16 protein-coding genes are annotated in these 14,747 nt (G+C 70.7%); 12 read left to right on the top strand and 4 right to left on the bottom strand.

The features are described 5' to 3' along the window. Positions 1-31: 31 nt before the first annotated feature. Positions 32-934, bottom strand: coding sequence for a helix-turn-helix domain-containing protein (locus G4G93_RS05875; protein WP_165082184.1), 903 nt, complete (start codon positions 932-934; stop codon positions 32-34). Between the two features lie 280 nt (positions 935-1,214). On the opposite strand from G4G93_RS05875, the gene G4G93_RS05870 reads away from it, so the two are divergent. The 4 genes from G4G93_RS05870 to G4G93_RS05855 all read left to right on the top strand — a co-directional run bounded on the left by G4G93_RS05870 (position 1,215) and on the right by G4G93_RS05855 (position 5,083). Then, on the top strand, positions 1,215-2,378 hold the full coding sequence (locus G4G93_RS05870) for an NADH:flavin oxidoreductase/NADH oxidase (RefSeq protein ID WP_165082182.1): 1,164 nt from the start codon (positions 1,215-1,217) through the stop codon (positions 2,376-2,378). 47 nt (positions 2,379-2,425) lie between these two features. Beyond that, positions 2,426-2,689: a DUF485 domain-containing protein gene (locus tag G4G93_RS05865; RefSeq protein WP_165082180.1), complete on the top strand. Its 264-nt coding sequence runs from the start codon at positions 2,426-2,428 to the stop codon at positions 2,687-2,689. Positions 2,690-2,702: 13 nt separating this feature from the next. Next, positions 2,703-4,307, top strand: coding sequence for a sodium:solute symporter family transporter (locus G4G93_RS05860; RefSeq protein ID WP_165082178.1), 1,605 nt, complete (start codon positions 2,703-2,705; stop codon positions 4,305-4,307). 143 nt (positions 4,308-4,450) lie between these two features. Beyond that, entirely contained in the window at positions 4,451-5,083 is a 633-nt protein-coding gene (locus G4G93_RS05855) for an outer membrane protein (protein WP_165082176.1), read from the top strand. A gap of 176 nt (positions 5,084-5,259) precedes the next feature. On the opposite strand, the gene G4G93_RS05850 is transcribed toward G4G93_RS05855, so the two are convergent. Beyond that, a complete protein-coding gene (locus G4G93_RS05850; RefSeq protein ID WP_165082174.1) occupies positions 5,260-5,826 on the bottom strand; it encodes a DUF892 family protein in 567 nt (188 codons plus the stop codon). Positions 5,827-6,135: 309 nt separating this feature from the next. Between G4G93_RS05850 and rpsO the strand changes: the two genes are divergently transcribed. The 4 genes from rpsO (at position 6,136) to G4G93_RS05830 (ending at position 10,124) form a co-directional block, all read left to right on the top strand. Further along, positions 6,136-6,405, top strand: a complete 270-nt coding sequence (gene rpsO / locus G4G93_RS05845; protein WP_165082172.1) for a 30S ribosomal protein S15 — start codon at positions 6,136-6,138, stop codon at positions 6,403-6,405. A gap of 246 nt (positions 6,406-6,651) precedes the next feature. Continuing rightward, positions 6,652-8,823: a polyribonucleotide nucleotidyltransferase gene (gene pnp / locus G4G93_RS05840; protein ID WP_165082170.1), complete on the top strand. Its 2,172-nt coding sequence runs from the start codon at positions 6,652-6,654 to the stop codon at positions 8,821-8,823. A gap of 313 nt (positions 8,824-9,136) precedes the next feature. Then, a complete protein-coding gene (locus tag G4G93_RS05835; RefSeq protein ID WP_165082168.1) occupies positions 9,137-9,769 on the top strand; it encodes a glutathione S-transferase family protein in 633 nt (210 codons plus the stop codon). A 112-nt stretch (positions 9,770-9,881) separates the two neighbouring features. Beyond that, positions 9,882-10,124 (top strand): YgaP-like transmembrane domain, encoded by a 243-nt coding sequence (locus G4G93_RS05830; protein WP_165082166.1) that lies wholly within the window; start codon positions 9,882-9,884, stop codon positions 10,122-10,124. A gap of 142 nt (positions 10,125-10,266) precedes the next feature. Here the strand turns inward: G4G93_RS05830 and G4G93_RS05825 are convergent, their stop codons facing one another. Further along, a complete protein-coding gene (locus G4G93_RS05825) occupies positions 10,267-10,539 on the bottom strand; it encodes a GlsB/YeaQ/YmgE family stress response membrane protein (protein ID WP_165082164.1) in 273 nt (90 codons plus the stop codon). A 179-nt stretch (positions 10,540-10,718) separates the two neighbouring features. Between G4G93_RS05825 and G4G93_RS05820 the strand changes: the two genes are divergently transcribed. The 3 genes from G4G93_RS05820 to G4G93_RS05810 all read left to right on the top strand — a co-directional run bounded on the left by G4G93_RS05820 (position 10,719) and on the right by G4G93_RS05810 (position 12,857). After that, positions 10,719-11,078: a RidA family protein gene (locus G4G93_RS05820; RefSeq protein WP_165082162.1), complete on the top strand. Its 360-nt coding sequence runs from the start codon at positions 10,719-10,721 to the stop codon at positions 11,076-11,078. A 1-nt stretch (position 11,079) separates the two neighbouring features. After that, positions 11,080-12,210 (top strand): polyamine ABC transporter substrate-binding protein, encoded by a 1,131-nt coding sequence (locus G4G93_RS05815; RefSeq protein ID WP_206289563.1) that lies wholly within the window; start codon positions 11,080-11,082, stop codon positions 12,208-12,210. Positions 12,211-12,353: 143 nt separating this feature from the next. After that, a complete protein-coding gene (locus G4G93_RS05810; protein ID WP_165082159.1) occupies positions 12,354-12,857 on the top strand; it encodes a hypothetical protein in 504 nt (167 codons plus the stop codon). A 55-nt stretch (positions 12,858-12,912) separates the two neighbouring features. Here G4G93_RS05810 and G4G93_RS05805 read toward each other — a convergent pair whose 3' ends face one another. Further along, positions 12,913-13,344: a DUF3597 domain-containing protein gene (locus G4G93_RS05805; protein ID WP_165082157.1), complete on the bottom strand. Its 432-nt coding sequence runs from the start codon at positions 13,342-13,344 to the stop codon at positions 12,913-12,915. 253 nt (positions 13,345-13,597) lie between these two features. Between G4G93_RS05805 and G4G93_RS05800 the strand changes: the two genes are divergently transcribed. Then, positions 13,598-14,692 (top strand): aromatic ring-hydroxylating dioxygenase subunit alpha, encoded by a 1,095-nt coding sequence (locus G4G93_RS05800; RefSeq protein WP_165082155.1) that lies wholly within the window; start codon positions 13,598-13,600, stop codon positions 14,690-14,692. Positions 14,693-14,747: the final 55 nt, after the last annotated feature.

Raw genomic sequence — 14,747 nt, 5'->3', positions numbered from 1 at the left:
ATCGAAGCCGCGACCCGCACCAAACCCGCCGCTACGCCCCACCCTCCCTGAATGCCTTCGGCGTCAGCCCGGTCGTCTTTCGGAACGCCGTCGCCAGGTGGCTCTGGCTCGAGAAGCCGGTATCGAGGGCGATCGACGCGATGGCGTGGTCGGTGGCGCGCAGCAGGGTCTTGGCCCGCTCCAGGCGGCGCGACAGGACGTAGCGGTGCACGCTCGTCCCCCAATGCTGCAGGACGGCGCGGGACAGGGAGCGCGGCGACACGCCGACCGCGCCCGCGATCGTCTCGAGCGAGAGATCCTCGGCGAGATGCGCCTCGACGAGGTCGCGCAGGCGGGCGAGGTCCGCCCGGTCGGCCCGATCCGGGTCCGGGACGGCGCGCGCGGACCGGCCGTTGGCCGTGTAGGTCCGCACCAGGCGGCACGCCATGGCGTGGACCAGCTCGTCGACGTAGAGCCGCGACGACGGGTCGGGCGCCTCGCGCAGGATCTCCAGGATGGCAAGCGCCAATTGCTCGAGCAGCGGGTCGGCGGTGCCGAGCGGCACGTCGAGCTCGACCCGCGCGGCCGAGGCGCTCCACATCCGCCCCGCGACGTCGTCGATCAGGTCCTGGCTCAGATGCATCGCCAGCATCTCGGACCGGCCCCGGCGCTGCCACTCGCTCGCGTCGTGGGCCGGGATCAGGTGGAACTGGCGCGGGCGCAGGGTGCGGGTCTCGGCCGGTCCGCCCCGGCCGATGCGCCGGTGCACCTGGGCCGGGCGGTTGACGCAGTAGCCGAGGCAGGGATTGCCGACCGGGTCGAGCGTGCCGGTCCAGGGCTCCACCGCGACGTGCTGGGCGTGGATGTCGCGCCAGCCGCGCCCGGTGCTGCGGGCGATGACGACGTTCCTCGGCCAGGCGCCGATGTCCCGCGTCTGCATCGTCGTGAGCGTCATCGTGTCGATCCGGCTCTCGCGTCCCCCTGCCCGCCCCAAGCTCTCGACCCTTGGCCCGACCTTGGCCCGGACCCTTGGCCGGATTCTGATCGCCCGCGGCGCGATTCTGGAAGAACGCCCCGGGAGGGTACGGGCAGTCTGATCGCCGAGCAAGTCGTCGCCGGTAGAGAAGCGGGCATCCGGGTGCCTGTTTCTTGTCGAGAGCGATCGATTTTCGGGCAGTCCGCACGATCCACCGGCAGAAGCTTGGGATGACGTGCGAGATGGGAGACCAGACGGGATGTCCTCTCTGTTCAGCGAGCTACGGGTCCGCGACGTCACGCTGCGCAACCGGATCGCCGTGTCGCCGATGACGCAGTTCTCGTCGCCGGACGGCCTCGTGACCGACTGGCACCTGGCGCATCTCGGCTCGAAGGCGGCGGGCGGTGCCGCCCTGGTAGTGGTGGAGCAGGCCGCCGTCGCGCCGGAGGGCCGGATGTCGACCCACTGCGCCGGCATCTGGAACGACCGGCAGGGCGAGGCGCTGGCCCGCATCGCCCGCTTCGTCGACTCGGTGGGGGCGGTGCCGGGCATCCAGCTCGGCCATACCGGCCGGCGCGGCTGCGTCGAGCCGCCGTGGCGCGGCGGCGGGCACTTGCCCGAGGACCATCCGGACGCCTGGGAGGTGATCGGCCCCTCCGCCGAGGCCTTCGGGGGCATCATGCCCCGGGTGCCCCGCGCGATGACCCGCGACGACATCCGGAGCGTGGTGCAGCTTTACGCCGACGCCGCGCGCCGGGCGCGGGAGGCCGGGTTCCGGTGGCTCGAGATCCACTGCGCCCACGGTTTCCTGCTCTCGAGCTTCTTCTCGCCGCTGGCGAACCGCCGCACCGACGAATACGGCGGCGACTTCGCCGGCCGCAGCCGGCTCCTCGTCGAGGTGTTCGAGGCGGTGCGCTCCGAATGGCCCGAGCGGCTGCCGCTCTCGATGCGCTTCGGCGTCACCGAATTCGCCCCCGGCGGACAGACCCTCGACGATTCGGTCGAACTCGCCCGGCAGCTGGCGCCCCGCGGCCTCGACCTCGTCGACGTGTCGTTCGGCGGCAATACCGGCCGGGCCCAGACGCCGTGGGACGAGGAGGGCTTCATGGTCCCGGCGGCGCAGCGCATCCGCGAGGAGGCGGGCGTCCTCACCGCCGCCAACTGGAACCTCGCCGACCCGGTCTTCGCCGACGCGATCCTGCGGGAGGGGCAGGTCGACCTCGTCATGCTCGGCCGGCCGATGCTGGCGAACCCGCACTGGCCGGTCTACGCCGCCATGGTGCTCGGCGAGGAGCGCCCCTACGACATGCTGCCGGTGCAGTTCAGCACCTGGCTCAACAAGTATCAGCGCAGCCGCGTCAACAACGGCTTCGGCCGTGTGGTCGGCGCCGACCCGGATGCGTTTCCGAACGCCGCTGAATAGCGGACGGTCGATCCCCCCTTTTTACTTGTGAGAACGGAGGTCGAGTGATGTCGGCAGAACGAGCACGTCCCGATAACCCGAACGACGACCTGCCGCAGGCGCGGCTCGGCTGGATCATGGCGGCGATCCAGACGCTGATCTACGCCGCCTTCGTGGGCACCTTCATCGCCTCGCCCGCCACCATGACGGCCCCCGTCGCCCCCGGCCTGGCGGTGACGGTCGCGACCGTCTTCGGGCTCCTCGTGATCCTGTCGACGATGGTGCTCACCGGCACCTACGTCCTTCTCGCCAACCGCCTCACTGCGTGCTGACGGAGCCCGACGCATGACCAGGTCCCTCCTTCCCGCCTTTTTCCCGGCCTTGGCCCTCGCGGGCGCCGCCACCCCGGCGCTGGCCGCCGAATCCGGCGGCGGCATGAACCCGGTGGCGGTGACGATGTTCGTCGCCATCGTGCTCGTCACCCTCGGCATCACGGGTTGGGCGGCGCGGCGCGCCCGCTCGGCCGACCAGTTCTACGCCGCCGGGGGTCAGATCTCCGGCTTCCAGAACGGCATCGCGCTCGCCGGCGACATGATCTCGGCCGGCGCCCTCCTGGGCCTCGCCGGCCTCATCTGCGCCTCGGGCTTCGACGGGCTGATCTTCGCCGTCGGCTACGCCACCGGCCTGCCCTTCGTGGTGTTTTTGGTGGCGGAACGGCTGAGGAAGCTCGGGCGCTACACCGTGGCCGACGTGCTCGCGACGCGGCTGTCGGAGACGCCGATCCGGATCTTCACCGCGGTCGCGACCCTCGTCATCGTGATGTTCTACCTCATCGCCCAGATGGTCGGGGCCGGCCAGCTGATCCGGCTGCTCTTCGGCCTCGACTATCTCTACGCGCAGGTTCTCGTCGGCGCCCTGATGATCGTCTACGTGATGTTCGGCGGCATGGTGGCGACGACCTGGGTGCAGATCGTCAAGGCGGTGCTGCTGCTCGGCGCCGGCCTCGTCATCTCGGTCCTGGTGCTGGCCTCGTTCGGCTTCGACTACGATGCCCTGGTCGCCCGGGCGATCGCCGTGCATCCGAGGCACGAGGGCATGATGATGCCGCAGGCCTATGCCGGCAGCGTCTGGCAATCGGTGTCGCTGGGCATGACCCTGATGCTCGGCACCGCCGGCCTGCCGCACGTGCTGATGCGCTTCTTCACGGTCCCGGATGCCCGCGCCGCCCGCGTCTCGGTGTTCTGGGCGGTGATGTGCCAGAGCGGCTTCTTCGCCCTCATCTTCGTCATCGGCTTCGGCGCCCTCGCCATCGTGGCCGGCGATCCGGCCTATCTCGACGCCAAGGGGGCGCTCCGCGGCGGCGGCAACATGGCGACCATCCACCTGTCGCACGCGCTCGGCGGCCACACCCTGATGGGCCTCGTCTCGGCGGTCGCCTTCGCGACGATCCTGGCGGTGGTGGCGGGGCTCACCCTCACCGGCGCCTCGGCGGTGAGCCACGACCTCTATGCCCGCATCATCGGCCGGCGGAGCGCCACCGAGCGCAGCGAGATGCGGGTCTCGCGCCTCGCCACCGTGGCGCTCGGGCTCCTGTCGGTGCTGCTCGGCATCGCCTTCCAGAGCCAGAACGTCGCCTACATGATCAGCCTCGCCTATGCGGTGAGCTGCAGCTCGACCCTGCCGCTCCTGATCCTGGCGCTCTACTGGCGCGGGCTCACCACCCGCGGGGCGATCGCCGGCGGCGTCACCGGCCTCGTCGCCGCGGTGCTGCTGACGGTGCTCGGGCCGCCGGTCTGGGTGAAGGTGCTGGGCAACGCAGGCCCGCTCTTCCCCCTCGATCCGCCCACCCTGGTGACGATGCCCCTCGCCTTCCTCACCGCCGTCGCGGTCTCGGTGATGGAGCGGCGGCGCGCCCCGGCCGCCGCGATGGCCCCGGCCGTCCCGGTGTGACGGGCGGGAGGTTCCGGGGGTCACGACGCTGCGCGCCGCGAAGGGCGCGCAGCGTTTCGCGTTGTCACCGGCCCCGCATTCCCGCTCCCGGCGTGGCCGCGGCGCCCGATGCGGAACGCTCCCGCTTCGGCTATCCTGACCGCATGACCGGATTCGCGCGTTCCCGTCCGCTCCGCCGCCTCGCGGCCTGCCTCGTCCTCGGCCTTTGCGCCCTCAGGCCGGATCCCGGCGCGGCGCAGGGCCTCGTCGGCTTCGGCCTCCTGCCGGTCTTCGCCTGGCCCCGCGGGCTCGCCGAGGACGGCCTCGAGGCGGGGGAGCGCTGGTCCGGCTCCTATGCCCGGCTGTCGACCGGGTTCGAAGCGGTGTCGTCGCGGCGGTTCGGCGGCTATGCCGGCCCGACCATCGGGTTCGAGGGCGGGCGGATGTGGCAGGAGGGCCGGTTCGTCTACGGCATCGCCGGCGGCTTCGACTACCTGGCGGCGACCTCCGGCGGCCTGAACCCGGGCTATGGCGGGCTCGCCTATACCCGCGACTTCGCCGGCGGGGTGCAGGTGAAGGTCGGCGCTCTGCTGACGCCGGACGTGCTGCTCTATGCCCGGGCCGGCGCCGCGGCCGTGCACGGGACGCTGCGGGCAGGGGCGACGCCGGTCTCGGCCCCGTTCTCGCGCGACGACATCTTCGTCCGCCCGGACGCGCATGTCGGGGTCGAGTGGGCGGTCACCGACCGCCTGACGCTCGCCGTCGAGGCCGGGGTGGTCGGCGGCGGCCTGCGCTGAACCGGCGGCGGCCCGCGCCGGGCCGCCTCGCCCTGCACCACGACCGGTCGCGGCCGCTCTCGGAGCTGGATGCCGGGTTCGCCAATGAGGGCTTCTGCCGGGAAGGGCTTTCCGGGCGCGCATGACGAGTGGGCCCGTCCGGGGTGTCCCCGACCGCAGACGGGCGAAGGACGCCGCTACCGGTCCGCCTTCTCGCCCCGGGCCTCGCGGGCGACGTAGCCCTGCGTCACCGGCACGATCTGGGCAAAGACCGCCTCGGCCATGCGCTCCTCTTCCCGGAGCGACAAGCGCAGGGTCTCGACGTCCCGGGCGTGCCCGGCCTCCTCGGCGAGCGCGATCAGCGAGGTATAGGCGGCGATCTCGTAGGTCTCGACCGAGTAGTCGGTGTAGAGGTTCTTCAACACCTCGTCGCCGGTCACGCTGTGGACCAGGGCCGCGACGTTGCCCACCGTCTGGGTCACCATGTCCTTGAGGAGGGAGCGGTCCTCGCCGTGGCCGTGCAGCAGGTCGGCGAGGCGGGCGACCTGCTGGTCGGTCTCGCTCTTGTGCAGCCGCAGGGCCTGGGTCAGCACGGGATAGTGCTCGTAGCGCTCGATCTGGCGCTGGATCATCTGTGCCGCCTGCTTCTCCAGGGCGTGGGTGTTCCGCAACGCCGTGACGTAGATCGATTGCACGGTTTCACGGGCGGCCTCACGGCTTGCCTCATGGCTGGCCGGGCCGGCCTTGCTCGCGGTCGGGGTCATCGCAGCATCTCTCGCGTGGTGGTGAATGGCGGGCAAACTGCTCGGGGGTATCCTGGGTTCGACCTCGGCCGTTTCCGGCCGGACGGAAGCGGGCGTGACGAAACCGCGCGCGGGGCGATCGCCCGGGAGGGAGTGGCAACGTCCGGCGGATTCGTGTAGAGGTGCGCCACCCTCGCCCGCATACGGCGAGGTTTTTCGCCTTGGCAGACCGCGCTGGACGACATCCCGGCCCGGCCGAGCCTGGTGCGGAAAGCGGCCCCGCGACGGGGACCGCGCATCCTTCGACCCGTCACACTGAAAGGACACGCGATGTCGATCACGGCGGAGCGCAAGACCGCGCTCATCAAGGAACATGCCCGCGCCGGTTCTGACACCGGCTCGCCGGAGGTGCAGGTCGCGATCCTCACCGAGCGGATCCAGAACCTCACCGGGCACTTCAAGACCCACACCAAGGACAACCACTCGCGCCGCGGCCTGCTCAAGCTGGTCTCGCAGCGCCGGTCGCTCCTCGACTACCTGAAGCGCAAGGACGAGGCCCGCTACCGCGCCCTCATCGAGCGCCTCGGCATCCGCCGCTAGGTTAAGTTTCACGCGGTTCGGGCACCGGTCCGGGCCGCGTTTTCGCGAAGGGGCCGGTCTTCGACAGCGAAGCGGCGTCCCTCGTCCCGGGTGGGCCGGAATGGGTCCGGCCGCCCTTATTCCGGGACCCGCACCGAAGAGCGCGGGCCGCGACCGCCAGGGCAGGATCGCCGGTGGCTCTCCCATGAGCCCCTCGCCGTCTTGCGCTGGCGCCGCCCTCCCGGACCGCAGGAAGGCATGACGAACATGTTCGACGTTCAACGCGAAGAGCTGCTGTGGGGCGGGCGCAAGCTCGTGCTCGAGACCGGCAAGGTCGCCCGCCAGGCCGACGGTGCCGTGGTCGCCACCTACGGCGACACTTCGGTGCTCGCCACCGTGGTGTCGATGAAGGAGCCGAAGGCCGGCATCGATTTCCTGCCGCTCACGGTGAACTACCAGGAGCGGACCTACGCCGCCGGCCGCATCCCGGGCGGCTACTTCAAGCGCGAGGGCCGTCCCTCCGAGAAGGAGACCCTGGTCTCCCGCCTGATCGACCGGCCGATCCGCCCCCTCTTCGTCGAGGGCTGGCGCAACGACACCCAGGTCGTCGTCACGGTGCTTTCGCACGACCTCGAGACCGATCCCGACATCCTCGCCATGGTGGCGGCCTCCGCGGCGCTGACCCTCTCGGGCGTGCCGTTCATGGGCCCGATCGCCGCCGCCCGCGTCGGCTACATCGGCGGCCAGTACAAGCTCAACCCGCCCATCCAGGAGATGGAGGGCTCGACCCTCGACCTCGTCGTCGCCGGCACCCAGGATGCCGTGCTGATGGTCGAGTCCGAGGCCAAGGAACTGCCCGAGGACGTGATGCTCGGGGCCGTGATGTTCGGCCACAAGCACTTCCAGCCGGTGATCGAGGCGATCATCCGGCTGGCCGAGAAGGCCGCCAAGGAGCCGCGCAACTTCCAGCCCGCGGACAATTCCGAGGTCGAGAAGGCCGTGCTCGAGGTCGGCGAGGGCGATCTGCGCGAGGCCTACAAGAACACCGTCAAGCAGGAGCGCTACGCCGCCGTCGACGCCGTGAAGGCGAAGGTGATGGCCGCGCTCGCCCCCGCCGAGGGCGAGGCCCGCTTCGAGGCCGAGAAGATCAAGGCCGCCTTCAAGGAGGCCCAGTCGAAGGTGGTCCGCTGGAACATCCTCGACACGGGTTCCCGCATCGACGGCCGCGACGTGAAGACCGTGCGCCCGATCGTGTCCGAGGTCGGCGTGCTGCCCCGCACCCACGGCTCGGCGCTGTTCACCCGCGGCGAGACCCAGGCGCTGGTGGTGGCGACGCTGGGCACCGGCGACGACGAGCAGTTCATCGACGCGCTCTCGGGCACCTACAAGGAGACGTTCCTCCTCCACTACAACTTCCCGCCCTATTCGGTGGGCGAGACCGGCCGCATGGGCTCGCCCGGCCGCCGCGAGATCGGCCACGGCAAGCTCGCCTGGCGCGCCGTGCACCCGATCCTGCCGGCCGCCCACGAGTTCCCCTACACGATCCGCGTCGTGTCGGAGATCACCGAGTCGAACGGCTCGTCCTCGATGGCCTCGGTCTGCGGCGCCTCGCTGGCGCTGATGGATGCCGGCGTGCCCCTGCGCCGTCCGGTGGCCGGCATCGCCATGGGCCTCATCCTCGAGGGTGAGCGCTACGCGGTGCTGTCCGACATCCTCGGCGACGAGGACCACCTCGGCGACATGGACTTCAAGGTGGCCGGCACGGAGGAGGGCATCACCTCGCTCCAGATGGACATCAAGATCGCCGGCATCACCGAGGAGATCATGCAGGTCGCCCTCGCCCAGGCGAAGGACGGCCGCGCGACCATCCTCGCCGAGATGTCCAAGGCACTCACCGCCGCCCGTCCCGAGCTCGGCGAGCACGCGCCGCGCATCGAGACGATGCAGATCCCGACCGACAAGATCCGCGAAGTGATCGGCACCGGCGGCAAGGTGATCCGCGAGATCGTCGAGAAGACCGGCGCCAAGATCGACATCCAGGATACCGGCATCATCAAGATCGCCTCGGCCGACGGCAAGGCGATCAAGGCGGCCTACAACTGGATCCGCTCGATCGTGGCGGAGGCCGAGATCGGCATGATCTACGAGGGCACCGTCGTGAAGACGATGGAGTTCGGCGCCTTCGTCAACTTCTTCGGTGCCAAGGACGGCCTCGTCCACATCTCCGAGCTCGCCGCCCAGCGCGTCGCCAAGGTCACCGACGTGGTGAAGGAGGGCGACAAGGTGAAGGTGAAGTTCCTCGGCCAGGACGAGCGCGGCAAGATCCGCCTCTCGATGAAGGTCGTCGACCAGGAGACCGGCGAGGACCTCACCGAGAAGCTGAAGGCCCAGCGCGACGCCGACCGCTCGCGCGAGCGGCAGCCCCGCGCCGGCGAGTGATCATTTGATGCCGGGGGACCCGTGAAGGGTCCTCCGCTGTCAGCATCCGGAAGCGCGGCCCTTCGGGGTCGCGCTTTTTTGTGCCCGGCGCCAAAGGCTGCGTCATCGGGATCCTGAGCGGCAAGCGCCGGATCAGTCCACGTCAGGTGCGAGCGCTCGCGCATCGGTTCGGCTTTCCCGCCGATGTGTTCCCGGCGTTGTTCCCGGAGTTGTGCTTCCGCTCTGAGCGACCCGCTCCCTTCCCGCCTGCCTCCACCCCTGCTTAAAGGCCTCACGCGGGCCGCAGCCGATTCGCCCGCCCGGGAGGCAGCGCATGAGCGACGATCTCGTCTTCTACACCCACCCGATGTCCCGCGGCCGCATCGTCCGCTGGATGCTGGAGGAGGTCGGGGCGCCGTACCGCACCGAGATCCTCGGCTACGGCCCGGCGATGAAGGAGGCGGCCTACCGGGCGATCAATCCGCTGGCCAAGGTGCCGGCCCTGGTGCATCGCGGCGTCACCGTGACCGAGACGGCGGCAATCTGCGCCTATCTGGCCGACGCCTTCCCGGAGGCCGGCCTCGCTCCGGCCCTCGATGATCCCGAGCGCGGCGCCTATTACCGCTGGCTGTTCTTTGCCGCCGGGCCGGTCGAGGCGGCGGTGACCGACAAGGCGCTCGCCGTCGAGGTACCGGAGGAGCGGCGCCGCATGGTCGGCTACGGCAGCATGGCGGAGGTGCTCGACGCGCTCGAAGGCGCGGTCTCCGGCCGCGACTACCTCGCCGGCGGGCGCTTCTCGGCCGCCGACCTCTATCTCGGTTCGCATCTGATGTGGGGCATGCAGTTCGGCGGCATCGAGCGGCGCCCTCCCTACGAGGCCTACGTCGCCCGCCTCGCCGGCCGCCCGGCGGCCGTCCGCGCCCGGGAGATCGACGACCGGCTGATCGCACAAGCGCCCCAGGCCTGAGACAAGCGCCGCAGGACTGAAGCCGGCCTCCGCCAGGGAACGTCCCGCCTCCGGCCGCGTTCGCACCGCGACGCAGCGGAATTCTTCCGCGACCGACCCTGACGGAGATCCCATGGCCAACGACCTGATGCACGACGTATTCGGCGGCGAGCGCAACCTGACCACCAAGGAGCGCACCATCTCGGTCGTGCTCGGCCTCGGACTCGCCGCCGCCGCGGCGCAGCCCCGGCCGAACAAGTTCCTGAGCCTCGCGGCCCTGGTCGCCGGTTCGCTGCTGGCGATCCGCGGCGCCACCGGCCATTGCGCCGCCAAGTCGCTGATGAATGGCGGCTCGCACGAGCCGGCCCGGATCTGATCCCCGCGGGGGCGCCCGACCGGCGCCCCCTCCCCTCTTGAGCTTCCCCGATACGAGAAAGGCCCGTGCCGGGATGCCGGCACGGGCCTTTTTTTTCAGTCTCGGTGGAGAAGCCGGCGGGATGGCCGCCGGCCCTGCCGCATCAGAGGACCGTGGTGCGGCGGCGGCTCTGGATGAAGCCGAAGATCGCCAGCACGACCACCGCGCCGACGACCGAGGCGATCAGGCCGGCGCCCTCGTTCGGCGGGTACCAGCCGGTGACCTGGCCGAGAAAGGTCGCCACGAAGGCGCCGACGATGCCGAGCAGCGTCGTCATGATGAAGCCGCTCGGCTCGTTGGCCGAGCCGGGCATGATGAACTTGGCGATGACACCGGCAACGAAGCCGATGATGATGGTCCACAGGATCGCAAGCATTGGGGTCTGCCCTTCGGCTCCGCTTCGATACGGGGCCAACGCGCGAGGCCCGGCCGTGGTTGCGCCGAACTTCGCCCGTCGGAACCCGGTCCCGCCGCGGCGCGAGCCCTTTACGCGGGCCGGGATTCGGCGGCACAAGGCGCCCGGGCACCATTCCGGGGCCTCGAGGAGTTTTTCCGATGACCATCACCCGTTTCGACACCGGCCCCCGGATGAGCCAGGCGGTGGTCCATAACGGTACCGCCTACCTGGCCGGGCAGGTCGCGGACAACGTCTCGAACAACGAGGGCGTCGAGGCGCAGACCAAGGACATCCTCGCCCAGATCGACGAGCTGCTCGCCCAGGTCGGCAGCGACAAGACCCGCCTCCTCTCGGCCACCATCTACCTCGCCGACATGTCGACCTTCGCCGAGATGAACCGGGCCTGGGACGGCTGGGTCGCGCAGGGGCACACCCCGGCCCGCGCCACCGTCGAGGCGAAGCTCGCCGGCCCGCAATACCGGGTCGAGATCTCGATCGTCGCCGCGGTCGGGGCCTGACATGGGGCTCCTCCGGCGCGGCGTCCTGCAGCAAGGTCTTCTGGGAGGCTTGGCCTGCCTCCTCGCCCTCGTAGCGGTGCCGGCAGGCACCGCTGCAGCCGCGCCGGAGCGGGTCGTCAATGTCTACAACTGGTCGGATTATATCGACCCCAAGATGCTCGACGCCTTCACGCGCGAGACCGGCATCAAGGTCGTCTACGACACCTACGACACCAACGAGATCCTCGAGACCAAGCTGCTCGCCGGCCGCTCGGGCTACGACATCGTGGTGCCGACCGGGCCGTTCCTGCAGCGCCTGATCAAGGCCGGCGCGTTCCAGCCCCTCGACAAGGCCAGGATCCCGAACCTCAAGCACGCCTGGCCCGAGGTGACGGCGCGGCTCGCGGCCTACGATCCGGGCAACGCCTACGCCGTCGACTACATGTGGGGCACCACCGGCATCGGGGTGAACACCGCGCTCGTGCGCGAGCGCCTGGGGCCTAACCAGCCGCTCAACACCTGGGACATCGTCCTGCGCCCCGAGCTGATCGCCAAGCTCAAGGATTGCGGCGTGACGATGCTCGATTCGCCGGACGACATCATCCCGAGCGTGCTCCAGGTCCTCGGGCTGAAGCCCGATTCGCGCCGGATCGACGACCTCGACAAGGCCGGGGACGCCCTGTTCCGCATCCGCGGCGCGGTGCAGAAATTCCACTCCTCCGAGTACATCAACCAGCTCGCCAACGGCGACGTCTGCCTGTCGGTCGGCTATTCGGGCGACATCCTGCAGGCGCGCCGCCGCGCCCGCGAGGCGAAGAACGACGTCGACATCGCCTATTACATCCCGCAGCAGGGCGCCCTGATGTGGTTTGACGCCTTCGCGATCCCCAAGGATGCGCCGCACGCGGCGGAGGCGCACGCCTTCATCGACTTCATGATGCGGCCCGAGGTGGCGGCGGCCAACACCAACTTCGTCTCCTACGCCAGCGGCAACCTGGCGGCGAAGGCCCTGGTGAAGCCCGAGATCCTGTCCGATCCCGGCATCTACCCGGACGAGGCCACCTTCCGCCGGCTGTTCACCAACACCGCCTACGACGACCGCACCCAGCGGGTGGTGACGCGGCTCTGGACCCGCGTGCGCACCGGGCGCTGAGAGGCGCAGACGTCCCCGGGTTTCCGTCCCCAGGGTTTTTCGTCCCGTCCCACGGCCACGCTGAGGTTAAACGACCGGTACAGGCGCCGGAGTGGCCGTGCTACCCCGGAGCGATGGGTGATCCGTGCGAACCCGTCCTGCTGTTGCTGCGGTCCGCAGGCGAGGCGGTGCCGGCCCTCGCCGGGCAGCTGGCGGCCAAAGGCTGCGGCGGCGTCGATGCCGTGGGACCGGACCTCCGGGCGGATCCGCCCGGCCCTGGGATTCGGGTGATCGATCTGGCACTGGTGAGTGCGAGCCTGTCGGCCTCGCCGGAGCTGCCGGCGATCGTGGTCCGGCTGCGGGCGACCTGGCCCCATGTGCCGCTGGTCTGCCTGCCCGGGGCGGCCCCGGCCCCCGGCCTGCCTACCCTGTCCCGGACCTTGAGCCTGTCCGAGCTCTGCGAGCGCCTGGACGAGATCGTGATGGCGGCGGCGCAGACCCGCGCCGAGTCCCAGCGGCTGCGGCACGCGGGCGAGGGCCTCGCCGCACGGGTGCGGGAGGCGCGGCTCGCGCTCGCGCTCGCGGACGTCGTCCCGGATACGCGGCGCCTGCTGGTCGAGGCCCGGCACCTCACCGCGAAGGGACGGGCCGGCGGCGAGCGCTCGTGAGAACGGCCCGCCCCGGCGGGGCGGGCCGAAACATTCTTCCTTAGTCCAGGGATGCTCAATCCTTGAGATCGTCCGGCACCTTGCCGCCGTTCTCCTCCAGCTTCTTGACGACCTGCTTGTGCAGCCACACGTTCATGGTCGCCGAATCGTCGGTGTCGCCGGTGTAGTTCAGCTCCTTGGCAAGATCCTTGCGGGCCGAGAGGCTGCTGTCGAGGTGGAGCAGCTTCATCAGGTCGACGATCGAGGTGCGCCAGTTGAGCGGCTGGCCGGCCTTGGACGCGAGGTCGTTGAGGACCGCCTCGACGTCGACCTTGCCGTCGACCTTCGGCACCGTGCCGCCGGGGGCCGCGCCCGAGCCGCCGGCCGGCGCGCCGCCGCCCGAGGAGGTGCCCCCGGTCGTCGCGGTCTCGCCCGGCGTCTGCGCCTGGGCCTCGCCGCCGCCGAAGGGGTGCAGGATCTTGCTGACGATCGTCCCGAGCAGGCTCATCGTGTCATCCTCCGTGAGGGGCTCTTCCAGCGAGCCGCGTTGGGGTGGCCGCGGGGGCGGCCGGGAGTGGATTCCGGACGCGCTCGCCCGCGGCAGGGGCCGCCACGGTAACGAACGGCCCCGTTCCGCGTTCCTCGGCGCCGCGCGCCGCGTAAGGGGGGTGTGCGCATCCGGTCGCTTCACGAGCCCGCAGGATCGGGTAAGGACGACACGGCCGGCGGCAGGCCGGGGCGACGGGAACCGTGGACGAGGCATGACAGGGGATCCGATCCGCCGGGCGCTCGACGACGTCTGGTACTGCGTCGGCGAGAGCCGCGGCCTCCGGCCCGGCGGGATGCGCGCGGTGAGCCTCGGCGAGGAGGCGGTGGTGGTCGGGCGCGAGGAATCGGGGGCGCTGTTCGCGCTCCGCGACCGCTGCCCCCATCGCGGCATGGCGCTGTCGGCCGGCCGGATCGTCGACGGCAACCTCGTCTGCCCGTTCCACGGCTGGCAGTTCCGGCCCGACGGCGTCTGCGCGGCGATCCCGGCGCTGGCCCGCCGGGACGACGCCAACTTCGCCTCGGTCCGCCTCGCCCGCTTCCCGGTGGCGGAGAGATCCGGCCTGATCTGGGTCCATGCGACGGCGAACCCGGCAGCCGCGAACCAGGCGGCGGCGAACCCGGCGAGCGCGAATCCGAACGCCCCCGATCCGGGCGCGGCGCCGCCGATCCCGGAAGTCGATTTCCAGTATTGCGGCCAGCTCGTCGAGATCCTGGAGGTCGAGGCCTCGTTCGACCTCGTGGCCCTGAGCTTCGTCGATCCGGCCCACGTCGCCTACGTGCACGATTCCTGGTGGTGGCGCCCGTCGAAGACGATGAAGGAGAAGGTGAAGCACTTCGCACCCTCGCCCTTCGGCTTCACCATGACGAGCCACACCGCCAAGACCGCGTCCCTCGCCTATCGCCTGCTCGGCTCGATCCCCGAGGTCGAGATCGAGTTCCGGCTCCCCGGCGTACGCCTGGAGCGGATCACCGCCGGGGAGAAGCGTCTGGCGAACTACACCTTCGCCTCGCCGCTCGCGAACGGGCGCACCGCGCTCATCAACGCGATGTACTGGAACATCCCGGCCCTCAACCTGCTGAAGCCCGTCGCCCGGCCGCTGATGCGCCAGTTCCTCGGCCAGGACCGGGACGTGCTCCAGATCGCCCAGCGCGGCCTCGACCGGAAGCCCGCGATGGTCCTGATGGGCGAGAGCGACGTGCAGTCGCAATGGTATTTCAGCCTCAAGCGCGAATTCCTGCGCGCCCGCGAGGCCGGCGCCGCTTTCGTCAATCCGCTCGAGCCGCGGGAGCTGCGCTGGCGCAGCTGACCCAAGGTGGCGAATAAGTCCCCGGGCACGCCTGCGGCATGAAATTCGCGCTTTG

Origin of the sequence: Methylobacterium sp. DB0501, from assembly GCF_011043735.1 — a bacterium.
GTDB classification, from domain to species: domain Bacteria; phylum Pseudomonadota; class Alphaproteobacteria; order Rhizobiales; family Beijerinckiaceae; genus Methylobacterium; species Methylobacterium alsaeris.
The sequence above is the reverse complement of the archived record's forward strand: the minus strand, read 5'-3'. Positions and strand labels throughout refer to the sequence as shown.

Excerpts from the sequence above, each read along its gene's own strand:
- G4G93_RS05875 (WP_165082184.1), bottom strand. The coding sequence starts at position 934 with ATGACGCTCACGACGATGCAGACGCGGGACATCGGCGCCTGGCCGAGG.
- G4G93_RS05870 (WP_165082182.1), top strand. The coding sequence starts at position 1,215 with ATGTCCTCTCTGTTCAGCGAGCTACGGGTCCGCGACGTCACGCTGCGC.
- G4G93_RS05865 (WP_165082180.1), top strand. The coding sequence starts at position 2,426 with ATGTCGGCAGAACGAGCACGTCCCGATAACCCGAACGACGACCTGCCG.
- G4G93_RS05860 (WP_165082178.1), top strand. The coding sequence starts at position 2,703 with ATGACCAGGTCCCTCCTTCCCGCCTTTTTCCCGGCCTTGGCCCTCGCG.
- G4G93_RS05855 (WP_165082176.1), top strand. The coding sequence starts at position 4,451 with ATGACCGGATTCGCGCGTTCCCGTCCGCTCCGCCGCCTCGCGGCCTGC.
- G4G93_RS05850 (WP_165082174.1), bottom strand. The coding sequence starts at position 5,826 with ATGACCCCGACCGCGAGCAAGGCCGGCCCGGCCAGCCATGAGGCAAGC.
- rpsO (WP_165082172.1), top strand. The coding sequence starts at position 6,136 with ATGTCGATCACGGCGGAGCGCAAGACCGCGCTCATCAAGGAACATGCC.
- pnp (WP_165082170.1), top strand. The coding sequence starts at position 6,652 with ATGTTCGACGTTCAACGCGAAGAGCTGCTGTGGGGCGGGCGCAAGCTC.
- G4G93_RS05835 (WP_165082168.1), top strand. The coding sequence starts at position 9,137 with ATGAGCGACGATCTCGTCTTCTACACCCACCCGATGTCCCGCGGCCGC.
- G4G93_RS05830 (WP_165082166.1), top strand. The coding sequence starts at position 9,882 with ATGGCCAACGACCTGATGCACGACGTATTCGGCGGCGAGCGCAACCTG.
- G4G93_RS05825 (WP_165082164.1), bottom strand. The coding sequence starts at position 10,539 with ATGCTTGCGATCCTGTGGACCATCATCATCGGCTTCGTTGCCGGTGTC.
- G4G93_RS05820 (WP_165082162.1), top strand. The coding sequence starts at position 10,719 with ATGACCATCACCCGTTTCGACACCGGCCCCCGGATGAGCCAGGCGGTG.
- G4G93_RS05815 (WP_206289563.1), top strand. The coding sequence starts at position 11,080 with ATGGGGCTCCTCCGGCGCGGCGTCCTGCAGCAAGGTCTTCTGGGAGGC.
- G4G93_RS05805 (WP_165082157.1), bottom strand. The coding sequence starts at position 13,344 with ATGAGCCTGCTCGGGACGATCGTCAGCAAGATCCTGCACCCCTTCGGC.
- G4G93_RS05800 (WP_165082155.1), top strand. The coding sequence starts at position 13,598 with ATGACAGGGGATCCGATCCGCCGGGCGCTCGACGACGTCTGGTACTGC.